This is a genomic window from Sphaerisporangium sp. NPDC088356, assembly GCF_040685555.1.
Lineage (GTDB): Bacteria > Actinomycetota > Actinomycetes > Streptosporangiales > Streptosporangiaceae > Sphaerisporangium.
Map to the genome: position 1 here is coordinate 16,544 of NZ_JBFBIK010000051.1, position 13,784 is coordinate 30,327.

The 13,784-nt window shown below is 69.4% G+C and carries 12 protein-coding genes; 9 read left to right on the forward strand and 3 right to left on the reverse strand.

Translation table 11 applies throughout. From position 1 onward, the window contains the following. Nucleotides 1–76: 76 nt before the first annotated feature. Nucleotides 77–3,442, reverse strand: a complete 3,366-nt coding sequence (locus AB0O34_RS19980; protein ID WP_363917271.1) for a S8 family serine peptidase — start codon at nucleotides 3,440–3,442, stop codon at nucleotides 77–79. Nucleotides 3,443–3,738: 296 nt separating this feature from the next. Between AB0O34_RS19980 and AB0O34_RS19985 the strand changes: the two genes are divergently transcribed. From AB0O34_RS19985 to AB0O34_RS20025, 9 genes are all read left to right on the forward strand, one after another. Continuing rightward, nucleotides 3,739–3,993 (forward strand): Smr/MutS family protein, encoded by a 255-nt coding sequence (locus tag AB0O34_RS19985; protein ID WP_363917273.1) that lies wholly within the window; start codon nucleotides 3,739–3,741, stop codon nucleotides 3,991–3,993. Nucleotides 3,994–4,077: 84 nt separating this feature from the next. Continuing rightward, the gene (locus AB0O34_RS19990; RefSeq protein ID WP_363917275.1) at nucleotides 4,078–4,713 is read left to right on the forward strand and encodes a pyridoxamine 5'-phosphate oxidase family protein; all 636 of its coding nucleotides are present in this window, start codon (nucleotides 4,078–4,080) and stop codon (nucleotides 4,711–4,713) included. A 373-nt stretch (nucleotides 4,714–5,086) separates the two neighbouring features. Continuing rightward, nucleotides 5,087–5,215, forward strand: coding sequence for a hypothetical protein (locus tag AB0O34_RS19995; protein WP_363917277.1), 129 nt, complete (start codon nucleotides 5,087–5,089; stop codon nucleotides 5,213–5,215). 67 nt (nucleotides 5,216–5,282) lie between these two features. Beyond that, nucleotides 5,283–6,143, forward strand: a complete 861-nt coding sequence (locus AB0O34_RS20000) for a cupin domain-containing protein (protein WP_363917279.1) — start codon at nucleotides 5,283–5,285, stop codon at nucleotides 6,141–6,143. Continuing rightward, nucleotides 6,140–7,057: a cupin domain-containing protein gene (locus tag AB0O34_RS20005; RefSeq protein WP_363917281.1), complete on the forward strand. Its 918-nt coding sequence runs from the start codon at nucleotides 6,140–6,142 to the stop codon at nucleotides 7,055–7,057. The genes AB0O34_RS20000 and AB0O34_RS20005 overlap by 4 nt, the downstream gene beginning before the upstream one ends. 87 nt (nucleotides 7,058–7,144) lie before the next feature. After that, a complete protein-coding gene (locus tag AB0O34_RS20010) occupies nucleotides 7,145–8,938 on the forward strand; it encodes a prolyl oligopeptidase family serine peptidase (RefSeq protein WP_363917283.1) in 1,794 nt (597 codons plus the stop codon). 48 nt (nucleotides 8,939–8,986) lie between these two features. Further along, nucleotides 8,987–9,556, forward strand: coding sequence for a GNAT family protein (locus AB0O34_RS20015; protein ID WP_363917285.1), 570 nt, complete (start codon nucleotides 8,987–8,989; stop codon nucleotides 9,554–9,556). After that, nucleotides 9,549–10,829 carry an MFS transporter gene (locus AB0O34_RS20020; protein WP_363917287.1) on the forward strand — a complete coding sequence of 427 codons (1,281 nt, stop codon included), beginning with the start codon at nucleotides 9,549–9,551 and terminating at the stop codon, nucleotides 10,827–10,829. The genes AB0O34_RS20015 and AB0O34_RS20020 overlap by 8 nt, the downstream gene beginning before the upstream one ends. Then, nucleotides 10,819–11,700: an AAC(3) family N-acetyltransferase gene (locus AB0O34_RS20025; protein ID WP_363917289.1), complete on the forward strand. Its 882-nt coding sequence runs from the start codon at nucleotides 10,819–10,821 to the stop codon at nucleotides 11,698–11,700. The genes AB0O34_RS20020 and AB0O34_RS20025 overlap by 11 nt, the downstream gene beginning before the upstream one ends. A gap of 60 nt (nucleotides 11,701–11,760) precedes the next feature. Here the strand turns inward: AB0O34_RS20025 and AB0O34_RS20030 are convergent, their stop codons facing one another. Continuing rightward, nucleotides 11,761–12,273 (reverse strand): SHOCT domain-containing protein, encoded by a 513-nt coding sequence (locus AB0O34_RS20030; RefSeq protein WP_363917291.1) that lies wholly within the window; start codon nucleotides 12,271–12,273, stop codon nucleotides 11,761–11,763. Nucleotides 12,274–12,313: 40 nt separating this feature from the next. Then, on the reverse strand, nucleotides 12,314–13,735 hold the full coding sequence (locus tag AB0O34_RS20035; RefSeq protein ID WP_363917293.1) for a M1 family metallopeptidase: 1,422 nt from the start codon (nucleotides 13,733–13,735) through the stop codon (nucleotides 12,314–12,316). Between the last annotated feature and the right edge of the window lie 49 nt (nucleotides 13,736–13,784).

Sequence of the window (13,784 nt, forward strand, 5' to 3'; positions counted from 1 at the left end):
CCGGATACAAGAGGACTTGCGTGCGCGGAAAAGAAAAGATGGGCGGGGCCGGTGGTCGCCGGCCCCGCCTGTTGGGCTACTGAACGGTGATCTTGTCTACTTCGATGGTGATGCCCTTCACCTCAGGAGTCGAGGTGGCCGTGGTGATGGAGCCGACTCCGGAGCTGACGCCCTTCACCTTCATGGTGTAGGTCAGCTTGCCGCCGGGCGCGCCGGGCGTGCTGCTGATGCGGTAGTCCTCGGTCGGAGGTCCGGAGATCTGGCCGCCGGCCGTGCCTTCGGAGTTCTCCGCTCCCACGGTCAGCCCGAACGAGGCCCCGGGGTCACCGGGCAGGTTCGACGGGTCGTACGCGTAGGTGATGTCCTCGGTGCCGTTGACGCCGATCCACTGCTGGAACACCTTCAGCCCGGTCTCGCCGTACAGGTGGACGCGCCACTCGATGACGAGCCAGCTGGAGACGCCGTCGGTGAGCGATCCGGCGTACACGCCGGGCGCTCCGGTGCCGTCCAGGTCGGTCCAGTAGCTGGCCAGCACGTTGTTCGGCGGCGTCGAGTCGGGCAGGGGCTGCGGCTGGAACGAGACGTCCGCGGTCCCGGACGTACCGCCCACGACGCTGTAGCCGTCGGAGACGACGCCGATGCGGGTGTAGCTCTTGCCCGCGTAGGTGAAGGCCGGGACGTTGAAGTTGACGGACTCCTCGTCGCCGATCGGCGTCGGCGCGATGCCGAACAGGTCCAGCGGGAGGTAGCCCGCGGGCCCGGTGCCCGGAGCGATGGACGGCTTGTCGGGCTGGCGTGCCGCCAGCGTGGCCTTGGTCGTCGCGATCTGGGTGCCCACCTTGGTGGCCCCGGTCACGCTGTTGAGCCTCAGCTTGCTGTCGAGTGTGCTGAGCGCGGTGACCTCGGTGTCCTTCATGGTGGTGTTCTCGACCGTCACCGTGCAGGTGGACTCGCCGGTGTTCTTGGCGATGGTGCTCGGCGCGCAGGTCTGGTCGACCGGCACCGCACCCTCCCGGCGGTAGAACGCGACCGGCAGGTGCAGGTCACGGCTGCCGCCGGTCTGCTTCAGGTTGACCTGGCCGAAGTACTGTCCGTCGGGCAGGTCCGGCGCGGTGATGACGATGGTCAGCTTGACGCTCTTGCCCGGCTTGACGCTGAACAGGGGCGGCAGCACCGTCACGCCGGCCCCGCTGGGCGCGGTGCCCGAGGCGGTGTAGGTGAGCGTCTTGTCGGTGACGTTGGTGACCGTGCGCTTGGCGGTGATGATGCCCGGCATGGTCGGCGCGTTCACCGACGGCACGTTCAGGTCGATGCGGTTCAGCGGGTCGGCCGCCGAGGCCGCGTAGTTCGCCGCGGTCTCGTCGAGGGTCAGCCCGGGGTCGCCGGCCTTGGTGAGGTCGATGCGGCCGCCGCCGTAGTCGAACGGGTCGGCGGGGGTGACCCGGTCCTGCTTGGTGACCGAGGTCTTGGCCGTGGTCTCCAGGGCGGACTTGACCTGGCCCGGCGTCCAGTCCGGGTGCAGCGCGAACAGCAGGGCGCCGGCCCCGGCCACGTGCGGAGAGGACATCGAGGTGCCGGCGATCACCTGGTAGAGGTTGCCCGGCGGGCCCTCAAGGGGTGACTCCGGCGTCGGGGTCTGCCCGGCGAGGATGTGCAGGCCGGGCGCGGTGACGTCCGGCTTGAGGAAGTCGCCGCCCGGTCCCCGCGAGGAGAACGTGGTCATGGCGTCGCCCTGCCAGGTCGTCTTGGTGCCCTGGGTGAACTTCGCCTTCGCGCCCGGGTTGGCGGTGAGGAAGTTCAGCAGGGTCGTGCTGTCCGGCTGGTCGATGTGGACGGCCGGCAGCCAGTGGTTGTCGGTCATCACGTCGAGCGGCGTGGCGTTGTACAGGATCATGCCCGCCGCGCCGCCCTGCTTGACGTTGAAGCCCTTGAGCACGCGGTTCGGGCCGCGCTGGCAGACGACGATCTTGCCGGCGAAGATGCCCGGGGGGGCAGGGGTATCGCACAGCGCGTTGGAGTACGGCGGGGCGGCGGCCGACACCACGGGGAGCGGCGAGGCGATGCCCGCCGTGATCGAGGCGCCGGACACGGTGGCCGTGGCCCCGCCCGTCCCGGTGAGCGTCACGGTCGACCGGAAGGTACGGGTCTGCGTGGACGCGGCGACGGTCGTCACCCACGGGCTGCGGTGGTCGGTGGTGTTGGCTCCGGGACCGGAGTTGCCCGCCGAGGCGGACACGAACACCCCGGCCGCGTACGCGTCGAGGAACGCGAGCTCGACCGGGTCGCTGTACGGGTCGCTGCCGCCCGAGATCGAGAAGTTGATGGCGCGGACGCCGTCGAGGATCGCGCGGCCGACGGCGGCGGCGGAGTCGGAGGGGAAACAGCCCTCGGCGCCGCAGACCTTGTAGACCGACACGGCCGCGGCAGGCGCGATGCCGTGGATGGGGCCGCGGCTGATGCCGAGCGGGTTGGCGTCCGCCACGGGACCGCCCGCCGAGGTGGTGGCGGTATGGGTGCCGTGCCCGTTGGAGTCGCGGGCGCTGTTGGGGTACACCTCGCCGCCGAAGACGGCGTTGTAGGTCGCCAGGAACGGCTGGCCGCCGATCAGCTTGTGGTTGCAGACGAACGGGTCGTTCGCGGGCGTCAGCGGGTTGTCCCCGAAGTTGCAGACCCGGGGTGTGCCGTCCTTGGTCGGCGGGGGAGCGGGCAGGTTGCCCGGGTCCGCGAAGGACGGGTGCTCGGGCCAGACGCCGGAGTCGAGGCTGCCGAAGACGACGCCCTTGCCGGAGGAGGAGCTGCCGCCCAGCTTGTTGTAGATCGTGGGCGCGCCGATGAATTCCGCGCTGGAGTCCGTGAGGGGCTGCTGCAGCTTGTCCTCCTGCACGGCGGCCACGCCGGGCAGCTTCAGCAGGTCCGCCGCCTTGTTGGCGGGCAGGGTCAGCGCGATGCCTCCGTAGACCGTGCGGAGCTTCTGCCCCGCCTTGGCGCCGGGGATCTGCTTGCCCAGGGCACCGAGGAAGCTTGCTTCGATGCCCTCGATGTGCTTCTGGTACTGCTGGGCGGGCGCGCTCTTGATGTCGAGGCTCTTGCCGGTGACCTGCGGGCTGGTGCCCGGGAGCCCCTTCAGGTCGCCCTTGTACGCCGCAAGCGAGTCGTAGTCGAGCTTGACGACCACGCTGACCGGCTTGCTCGTCGTCGCCTTGAAGAGCGCTGTGTCACTCTTCGCCAGCTTGCCGCTCGGAGACTTGGCCCCCTGGACGCGGTCGGCCGCGGTGAGCGGGGTGGCCTTCCACTTGCTGGTCGAACCTGTCGCGGGGGTGGGGCTCGGTTCCGCTGACGCCGGGACGGCCGGGCACATCACGCCGACGATCGCGAGACTCGCGCCGACGGCCGCTATGCGGCGCGCTCGGGATAAGAGGGTGGGCGGGGGCTTGCTTGGCACGACACCTCCTGGAGAACCACTGGGAACCGCCACCCAGCGGGCATGGAGGAGCCGCGTCGCCCGTGAGAGAGCACGGGAAGGACCCCACCCTCCCCGTTGGGCGACAAGTGGTCGGGCACCCGTTTCCGGGCGACCAAACACAGACGGAGTCTAGATGCGGACTACATTCACGCCTAGATCGCTTCAGCCACGGATGTGCGGCAATATCTGACCAAATGTGGACACGAACCGGTTAAATGGTGTGATAGCCGCAGTTAGAAGAACGTTCCAAAGCACAGGGACGTACAATCGCGGGCGTGAAGCTGAAACTGGACCTCCACGACATCTACAACAGGGGCGGCGAGATCGACCGGGCGCTGCGCGGGATCATCCAGGAGGCCGTGCAGAAGAAGGCCACCGAGGTCGAGATCATCCCCGGCAAGGGCTCGGGCCAGCTCAAGAAGAAGGTGCTGCGCTTCCTCGACCAGAAGGAAATCAAGGCCCTCTACCACCGCATCGACAAGGACTCCAAGAACCACGGCCGCCTGTTCGTCTACTTCCGCTGGAAGTAGGCCGGTGGGGGGCCTCCCGCGGTCAAGGACGCGCCAAGTATGCTGGACGGCGGTCATGATCGCATGACGGCGTGAGGAGACGCGGTGACGGGGAACGCCGACTTCGTGGAGATCACCTCCAAGGCCGAGCTGCGTGAGCTGCTCGGCGAGCCGATGCCGAGGGCGGTGGCCAAGGAGCGCGTGGCGCTGCACGAGCGCGACAGGGAGTGGCTCGCGGCCTCCCCGTTCTGCCTGATCGCGACGGCCGGCGCGGACGGCGCCTGCGACGTCTCACCCAAGGGCGACCCGCCCGGGTTCACCCACGTCATCGACGACGTCACGATCGCGATCCCCGATCGCCCGGGCAACCGCCGGGTGGACGGCTTTGTCAACGTCCTGGAGAACCCCCACGTCGGCCTGGTCTACGTCGTTCCCGGGCGCACGGAGACGCTGCGCGTCAACGGCAGGGCGCGGCTGGTGCGCGAGGCGCCGTTCTTCGACCAGATGATCGTCAAGGGGCACCGGCCCGCGCTGGCCCTGGTCGTGGAGATCGAGCAGATCTTCTTCCACTGCGGCAAGTCGTTCCTGCGTTCCTCGCTGTGGAAGCCGGAGACGTGGAACCCCGACGCGCTGCCGACGCACGCGCGCATAGTGAAGAGCGTCCAGCAGGCCGACGAAACCCTGGAGCAGCTCGAACGCTACTACGGCCCGGAGTATGCCACCCGGCTCTACGGCTCGTGACGGCCGCGCGCTGAAGCGGTCCTGAACCACCGCTGAACGGCCCCACCCCTAATCGAACGCGCCTTCCCCCGTGCGCACTTTCCCCTCCTCTGAGAACCCTTTGCCGTGTCCGCGTGCGATCGCGTGGCGGCGCGGAAACCGCCTATGAGCATGCTGACGTGCGGCCCGGCAGGTATGGGTTCCTCCTCTCCGGGACGCCGCCCGGCGGGCACGCGAGCGGGAAGACTACCACCGCGACGGCCGCCGCGAACGAAATTAATAATGAGCGCAATATCGAATAAATGAAGGTTGACAGTCTTTAAGGGGGTCTGGGTAACCTTCAATTGGTAACGCGATCTACACAAAGTAGGTCAGCCTGGAGAAGGAGATCCCTATGGCACTTCGTGACACCGTGAAGTCCCTTGCCGGCCAGGAGGACGGTGCCGCCGAACGTAATGTCGGCGAGGTTGAGGACGCTTTTGACGCCCCGATGATGATCATGAACCAGATCCACGAGGCCTAGGCCTCATGATGGTTCGGGTCCGGGAGGCGCGGCCTCCCGGACCCCTTTCTCAAGGGGAATGAGTCAATTGGGTCATAAACTTGTCGAGCTCCTTCGCGCCGAGGGAATCTTCGGCGACGTGTGGGCGAAGGACCACAGAGTCGTTCGCGGCGCCATAAACCCGGCCGACTATATTTCGACGGGCTTCATCACCGACAAGCTTGAGGCGAGCCTCCTGCGCTGGCCGTACTTCTCGGTGCTGCGTGACGGCCAGGTCCCGCAGGTCGGCACGTTCACCCGCGTGCGGAACGTCATCGGTCACCCCCGTGAGGGGTTCGCCGACCTGGCGAAGATCCGCCGTCTCATGGACGCCGGCGCGACGCTGAAGCTCAACCAACTCTCGGACTGGCACCGGCCGACACGGGAGATCGTCCGGGCGATCGAGGAGACGGCCCCCGTGGGCGTGTCCACCTACGTGTTCTGGACGCCGGAGGAGAAGCGGGGGATGCTTCCCCACCGTGACGCCTCCCACGTGGTGGTGGTCCAGCTCGAAGGCCGCAAGGAATGGCACCTGTACGCGCAGAGGGGCCAGGTCAGGTCGGACGCGGGTCTCGATGTGGACAACGCGGAGCCGAGCCACAGGTTCGTTCTGGAGCCGGGGGACGTCCTGTACCTGCCCCACGGCTGGCCGCACGACGCCGTGGCGCACGGCGGCCCGTCGATGCACCTGACGTTCACGCTCACCGAGCCCACCCCCGAGGACCTGCTGGAGGCGCTCCGGCAGCACATCGAGGACGCCAACCCCGCCCTGGTCGGGCGGTTCCACACGCGGACCCTGCAGGAGCGCTCGTCCGACGTGCGGGCGGCGCTCGTACGAGGGCTGGGCGAGCTGGACGCCGAGACCTGGACACGGCTCGCGCTTTCGACGATGAGGAAGAAGACAGGATGAGCGACCTGGCGGTGGAAGAAAGAGAAGAGACCGTCCTGCCGGCCCGGCTGGAACACCTGGTGGGCGACGTCGACGACTTCTTCAGGAATCACTGGGGAAACCAGCCCATGGTCTTCCGCGCGTCCGCGGACCTGACGGGGCTCATCTCCGAGCAGGAGATATGGGATGAGGTCGACTGCGGACTGCTGATCCGTCCCTATTTCACCGCCTTCAACGAGGGGGTGCGGTCGGCGCTCACGGACATGACGAAGAAGAGGAACATCGTCGGCCACGAGGTTCCCGGATACATCAACAAGGAACAGATCCTCAAGGACTTCGAGGCGGGCGGGACGTTCAAGTTCAACCAGCCGGAGCACTGGCATCCCCGCATTCGCGCGCTGGTCGAGAGCCTGGAGCCGGAGTTCCGCGCCGAGCTCGAGGCGTACGTGTTCCTGAGCCCTCCCGGCAAGACGGCGATCCAGGCGCACATGGACGGCTCGCACGTCCTGGTGCTTCAGGTGGCCGGGGTCAAGGACTGGCACGTCGGGCTTCTCGACGAGACCTCCATCAGCGGATCGGACCGGTACCACCGGCCCGATATCCCGGAGGACAAGCGCATGGACGTCACCCTCACGCCGGGAGACGTTCTCTACATGCCGCACGGCGCCCCGCATTACGCGACGGCCCGGGTGGGAAACTCGATTCACATCGCCATCACCATCGAGGAGCCGACGACCGGCGACCTGGCCGACGTGTACCTCGCGCAGTTCATGAGCGAGCCGCTGTTCGACAATTTGATGATCGACCACCATCGGCTGAACCCCAAGGCGAAGGCCGACCTTCTCCGTGAACTGCTCGGGGCCCACCTTTCCACCGCCGATCCGATCAAGACGCTGGAATCGACGGTCAAGATGAGAAAGTCGCACCAGCGCTAGTAGGACAGGGATGTAGTAGCGGTGGAACCGGTCGAGTTCGCCAATTTGATTGACCATCTCGGCACCGAGCCCCGAATGAGGAGCGTGGTGGCGATAGGGGGTGACTATTTCGCCCTTATCGTGGAAGTGCCCGAAGGGCGCCGGGCGGTCACCAACGCCATCGTCTATGAACGCGGGCTCACGGGGTGGGCCCCTCAGCGGGTGATCCAGGGCGCCGGCCGCGTCGTCCCGGTCCGTAAGTCCGAGATCGTGTTCGCCAGACCGGCGGGCCTGGCTCAGAGCATCTTGTACCTGGACCTGGCCCGGCCGGACATGCCCGAGACCGAGATCCGCCGCGTTCCCGGGCGCGTCGGCTCGCTGCTCTGGTGGCCGGAGGAGGAGACGCTGCTGTTGAGCGTCCAGCCGCCCGCCGGCACGTCATCCGACATGCCCGACGCGCTCCGTACCAGCAAGGCCAACTTCTCGGTCGCGGACACCGGGGAGCCATGGCGGGTCGCCACGCTCTCCCTCGGCGGCTCCATCCGTGCGGAGCGTTGTCCGCCGGCGCTCACGGGGGAGGTCACGTGGGCCGAGGGCGGCCGGTTGGTCGGGGGCATCGCCCGTGAGGACAGGAGCGGCGTCCAGAGATACGGGCTGGCGGTCTGGGAACCGGGGCAGGAGCGGCCGGCCGCGGAGGTGTGGCTGGATGGGTGCGACCTGTCCGGTCCGCTCACCTCGCCCGGCGGGTCGCGGGTGGCGCTGGTCGCCTCCAGCGGCGGCTTCGGCCCCGATCACCTGGAACACCATCCGTACATCCTCGATCCGCTTGAGCGGGCCCTGCGGCCCGCTCCCACCGACCACGAGGTGTGGGCGGTCCCGCGGTGCTGGATCTCGGAGACCAGGCTCCTGGTCACCTCCGAGCGGGACAGCGCGCGCACGCTCCAGGTCTGCGACCTGTCCGACGGCACCTGGTCCGACAGGGAAACAGGGACGTCCGTGCTGTCGGTGTCGGCGACCCCGGAGAACCGGATCGTCGCGATCCACTCGGCGGTCGACACCCCTCCGTACCTCACGGCCGGCGACCTCGACGGGCCGTACGAGGAGCTCGTGGAGTCCTCCGGGCCCGTGGCCGGGCTCACCGGCCGCCTGGAGCGGCACCGGGTCGTGCTCGGCGAGGTCCCGATGGGGTACGCGCTGTGCCTTCCCTCGCCGGACGTACGGGCGCGGGGGCTGATCGTGATGTTCCACGGCGGCCCGACCATGAGCTGGTGCGACTGGTCGTGGAGGTGGAACCCGTGGCCCTTCACGCGGCTCGGCTTCGCGGTGGGCCTGGTGGAGCCGCCCATGTCCAGCGGCTACGGGCGCGCGAACATGGCCGCGGGCTGGCGCGCCTGGCGGTCGGGGATCGGGGCCGGCGCGGTCGCGCTCGTCGAGGAGGTCAGGACGCGGCACGGCCTCGAAGGCGTCCCCCTCATCGCGATGGGAGGGAGCTTCGGCGGCTACCTCGCCCTGCACGCCGCCTGCGAGCTGGACGTCCGCCTGGCCGTCGCGCACGCGAGCCCGGTCGACCTCTCCGGCGTGGCCTACGGCTCCGCGGTGCTGTGGTCGTGGGTGCGCGAGTACGGCCATCCCCTGGAGGAGGAGTCCCGCTACGACGAGCAGTCGATCAAGCCCCGGCTGGTACGGCCCGGGACGCGCGTCCTGCTGTCGCACGGGATGGCCGACCACCTCGTGCCGTACACCGAGTCGGTGCGCGCCCACCGGATCCTGGTGCGCGAGGGCGTCGACAGCGAGCTTGTGCTGTTCCGCGACGAAGGCCATGCTCTCCGGCAGCCCGGAGTCGTCTCCGACTGGTACCGCTGGGCCGCGAAAGCGTGTCTGGAGGTCGCCGCGACGACGTGAGACTCCGGCCAGAACAGTTCTGTTCCGTCGACATCGGGAGCGATTGACATGCCGGGAACCCTGGAGCTTCGGCCCGTCGTGGAGACCGACCTCGACGCCTTCGAGCTGGCCTTCCAGAGCGAGGAGGGCGCGAGCCGGTACCAGTGGTACGGATTCACCCCGACCGTCGGCCTGTACGAGGCGCTGCGCACCCGGCGGCTCCTCGGGGGAGCCGACAACATGCTCTCCGTCACCGTGGACGGGCGGCTCGCCGGCCGCGTCGAATGGCTGGAGCGGCGCTGGGGGCGCCGCGACACCTCGCTGTGCTGGGAGATCGCCATCGGCCTGCTGCCGGGCTGCCGCGGGCGCGGCATCGGGACCCGCGCCCAGCGCGAGCTGGTGCGATACCTGTTCACCCACACCCGGGTCGAGCGCGTGCAGGCCACCACCGACCCCGAGAACCGCGCCGAGATCCGGTGCCTGGAGAAGGTCGGGTTCCGGCTCGAAGGCACCGTCCGCCGCGCGCAGTGGCGCGGCGGGCGCTGGCACGACCAGCTTCTCTTCTCCGTCCTGCGAGACGAGTTCGACCTGACGGCACCGGACACCCCGGCCGATCGAGAAGGCGGGCCACATGGCTGATTCCACATTGAGCCTCGCCCGGGCGTGGCGGGCCACGCGGGGGCACCCCGACGCGCGCAGGCTGGTCGCCGTGCACGTCGTCGACTGCGTGGGCAACGGCGTGCAGTTCTCCACCCTGGTCCTCTACCTCAACCGGCAGTCGGGGCTGAGCGTCTGGCACATCGGGCTCGGGCTGGCCGTCGGCGGGGCCTTCGGGCTGGTGTCCAACCTCGTCGCCGGCCGCCTGTCGGACAGGTGGGGAGGGCGGCGCCTGCTCGCCGGCCTCCTGATCGGGCTCAGCGCGGTCTTCTGCCTGCTGCCGCTGGTGCGGGGCCTCGGCGCGTTCATCCTGTTCGCCACCGTCTACTCGCTGCTGCACTTCTCGTGTGGCGCCCCGTTCATTTCGCTGATCGGAGACGCGTTCGGCGCGCAGGACCGGGCGCGCGGCCGTGCCATGATCCGGTCGTTCGGCAACGCAGGCATGGCCCTGGGCGCCGGGGCGTCGGCGGTCCTGCTCGCCGCGATACCCGGCCCCTTCCTGGCCGCCTCCCCGTTCGTCAACGCGGGCAGCTTCCTGCTCGCCGGGCTGATGGTGGCGCGCCTTCGCGGCGGAGCCGTCAAGAACCGGCCGGACGCCGCGCCGAGGACCTCCGGCCGGCACGCCGCGTTCGAGCGTGGCATGCCCTCGATGATCGTGACCACGTCCGTGCTGGGCCTGCACTCCTCGTTGCTCGCGGTGGGGATCCCCCTGTGGATCTCGGTCACCGGGGTCGTGCCGCCCTGGAGCATTCCGGTGCTGATCGGCCTGAACACCGTGCTCGTCGTGGCGTTCCAGGTGGCCGCCGCCGAGCGTTCCGGGGTGTCGTTCCGCACGGCGGTGCGGGGGTCGCGCGTGGCCGGAGTCGTGGGCGCGGCCGGCTGCGCGGTCATGGCGGTCTCGCTGTGGCCCGGTTCCACGGTGGTGGCCGCGATCATCCTCCTCATGGGGTTCGGGCTGCTGACCATCACCGAGCTGCTGCAGAACGGCGCGGCCTTCTACCTCGGCCTGAACCTCGGCCCCGACGAGCGCAGGGGAGAGTACGCGTCGGCGTTCCACCTGACCCAGATCATCGAAGGGGTCCTCGGCCCGCTGGTGATCGGCGCGGTGTTCAGCGGAGGGGACGGGCTCGCGTGGCTGGTCTTCACGGCCGCGCTGCTCCTGGCCGCCGCCCTCTACCGGCGGGTGGCGGGGAAGGTCGCGCACCTGGATCCCTCGCCCAGGGAGCTCGCCGGGGTAGGCGCGGATGCTCCATAGCGCCGCGGACCAGAGCACGCCCGGGCCCTTCACGCGGCAGGGCCTGGCCGAGGACCTGAGTGCGCTCGGCCTCGAACGCGGGGACGTCGTGATCGTCCACGCCTCCCTCAGGGCGATCGGATGGGTCGCCGGAGGCGGCGTCGCGCTCCAGCAGGCCCTGCGGGACGCCGTGGGGGAGGAGGGCACGCTGGTCGTCCCCTCGTTCACCACGTATCTCAGCGACCCCGGCTCGTGGGTGAACCGGCCGGTCCCGCCGCAGTGGTGGGAGACCGTACGCGCGACGCTCCCGCCGTTCGACCCGCACCTGCACGCCGCCCAGCCGGGGCTCGGCCGGTTCCCCGAGATCGTCAGGAGCGCCGGGAGCGCGCGAAGGTCGGCGCACCCCCTGTACTCCTTCGTCGCCGACGGCCCGCACGCCGGCCGCATCCTGGCCGCCCACCCGCTGTCGTACGGGCTGGGCGGCGACGGCCCCCTCGGAAGGCTCCACGACCTCGGGGCCAAGGCGCTGCTCCTCGGGGTCGGCTGGGACAAGTGCACGATGCTGCACCTCAGCGAGCACCTGACGCCCTTCAGGGGACGCAGGACCCATCGGGTGGCCGTCCCCACCGGCCGCGCGGGCGAGGCGACCGTCTGGCGCGAGACGCGGCAACTGGTCATGTACGAGGGCGACTTCGGCCGGGCGGGGGAGTACATCGGCTCGCGTGGCGCCGGCCGTACGGGGACCGTGGGGAACGCCCGGTCGGTGCTGTGCCCGGTGCGCCCGCTGGTCGACTGGGCGAGCGCCTATTTCCTCCGGCACAGGAACATGACCAGAGCCGTCGCCCCGCCGTACTTCGGCGACGTCCGCGAGTCGGAACCGGCGGCGCTCTAGGCGTTCCCGGCTCGGCCGGGGCTTCGCGGCGGGATCGCCGTGCCGTGGATCAGGGGGCGGTCACATCTCGGCGAGGATCTTCGCCTTCGCCTGCTCGAACTCGGCGGGGGACAGGGTGCCCGCGTCGAGCAGCTCGCGGAGTTTCTGGAGCCGGACGATCGGATCCAGGGCGTCCGCGGGCCCGCCGGGTGCTCCTCCAGGGGGAGGAGCCTGCCCGGGGGTGAACATCTGCCAGGAATCGGGCGTCTCGCCACGGGTGAACACCTGGCCCCTCGTCATGATGACCCGGCCGCCCAAGCGAGTGGCCGGGTCCGACGCGGCATTGACACCGTCGATCGGGGTGGGCCCGGAGCCCTTGAACGTGCCCAGGAAGAAGCTGAGCAGGCCGCCGATGATGGCGCCGGGCAGCACCCAGGCCCACTTCTCCGTGCCGGGCGGGCACGCGCGCGCGGAGACGTAGTTGCCGCCCGACGCGCAGCTTCCGCCACGGATCAGCTGATACAACGCGTAGAGCGCGAACCCCAGGCATACCAAGGAGATCAGCGAACCGATGCAGACACGGATTCGGTACATCACAGCGCGAACGGTACAGCAGTAGTCGAACTTTCCGTGCCTACCAGGCGGAAGGCTTGCCCTTCTGAACGAGCCACACGTCGAAGAAGTTCGTCAGGTCCATGCCCGAGACGTCCTGCGCCTGACGGATGAAGTCGGCGGTGCTCGCGTTGCCGTACCGGTGTGCGGCGGCCCACTCCTTCAGCAGGCGGAAGAACGCGGTGTCGCCGATCTTGCCGCGCAGCGCGTGCAGCGTCATGGCGCCCCGGTTGTAGGGGACGTTTCCGAACATGTCCACCGGGCCGGGGTCGGTCGTGACGGTCTGCCAGAACGACGAGGTCGCGGCGCGCCCGTAGTTGCTCGAGGAGCTGAACGTCTGCTGCGCGGTGGCACCGCCGTTGTGCTCGGTCCACAGCCACTGGGCGTACGTCGCGAAGCCCTCGTTGAGCCAGATGTCGGACCACCGGCCGAGCGACACGCTGTCGCCGTACCACTGGTGCGCGATCTCGTGCGCCATCGTGCCGAGGCTCGGGGAGCTGGAGAAGATGGGCTTGGTCTGGCTCTCCAGGGCATAGCCGACGTCGGGCGCGCGATCGACGATCGCACCCGCCGAGGCGAACGGGTACGGCCCGAAGATCGTGCTGAAGTACTCGAGGATGTCCGGGATCCTGGCGACGGTGGCCGCCGACTGGCTGGCCAGCTGGGGGTCGACCGCGGTGTAGACGGGGATGCCGCTCGGCGTCGCCGACCGGGTCACCTGGAAGTTCCCGATCGTCATCGTCGCGAGGTAGGTGGCCATCGGCTCGGTCGAGTCCCAGACGAACGTCGTCCGGCCCTTCTTGGTCGTCTGCGACAGCAGCTGGCCGTTGCCGACCGCGGTGATCCCCTCGGGCACGGTCACGTGGAAGCTGAACGTCGCCTTGTCGGTGGGGTGGTCGCTGCCGGGGTACCACGCCGTGGAACCCTGCGGCTCGCCCGGTACGAACACGCCGTCATCGGTCGGGACCCAGCCCTCGATGGACTCGTCCGGGTCCGTGATGACCGGCGGCGTCCCCGCGTACTTCACGACGACCGTGAAGGGCTTGTCCTCCTTGAGCTTGGGACGCGGCGTCACGACGAGCTCCTGCCCGTCCCGCCGGAAGTCCGCCCGGTGCCCGTTCACCGTCAGGGACGTGATCTCGGGGCCGCGGAAGTCCAGGTCGAACTGGTCCAGGTCCTGCGTCGCGACCGCGGTGATCGTCGTCACGGCGTCGATGCGCCGGCCGGCCGTCTCGTAGGAGAAGGTGATGTCGTAGTGCTGGACATCGAAGCCGCCGTTGCCCTGGTCGGGGAAGTACGGGTCGCCGACGCTCGGCGCGCCGGCCGAGTAGCGCGGTTTGCCGGGCTCCCCTGGGGCGGCGAGTGCGGGGTGTGCCGGCGGGACGCTGACCAGGACGCTCAGCGCGGCCGTGACGGCCGTACCGCCCAGACGGCGAAATCTCATGCGATCCCTTTCAGCGGTTCAAGCCGTGGAAGCTGAAGCGGATCGTATA

Bases quoted from the DNA above. Each gene is read 5' to 3' on its own strand.
- AB0O34_RS20035 (WP_363917293.1), bottom strand. From the start codon at position 13,735: ATGAGATTTCGCCGTCTGGGCGGTACGGCCGTCACGGCCGCGCTGAGC.
- AB0O34_RS20005 (WP_363917281.1), top strand. From the start codon at position 6,140: ATGAGCGACCTGGCGGTGGAAGAAAGAGAAGAGACCGTCCTGCCGGCC.
- AB0O34_RS19995 (WP_363917277.1), top strand. From the start codon at position 5,087: ATGGCACTTCGTGACACCGTGAAGTCCCTTGCCGGCCAGGAGGACGGT.
- AB0O34_RS20020 (WP_363917287.1), top strand. From the start codon at position 9,549: ATGGCTGATTCCACATTGAGCCTCGCCCGGGCGTGGCGGGCCACGCGG.
- AB0O34_RS20015 (WP_363917285.1), top strand. From the start codon at position 8,987: ATGCCGGGAACCCTGGAGCTTCGGCCCGTCGTGGAGACCGACCTCGAC.
- AB0O34_RS20030 (WP_363917291.1), bottom strand. From the start codon at position 12,273: ATGTACCGAATCCGTGTCTGCATCGGTTCGCTGATCTCCTTGGTATGC.
- AB0O34_RS20025 (WP_363917289.1), top strand. From the start codon at position 10,819: ATGCTCCATAGCGCCGCGGACCAGAGCACGCCCGGGCCCTTCACGCGG.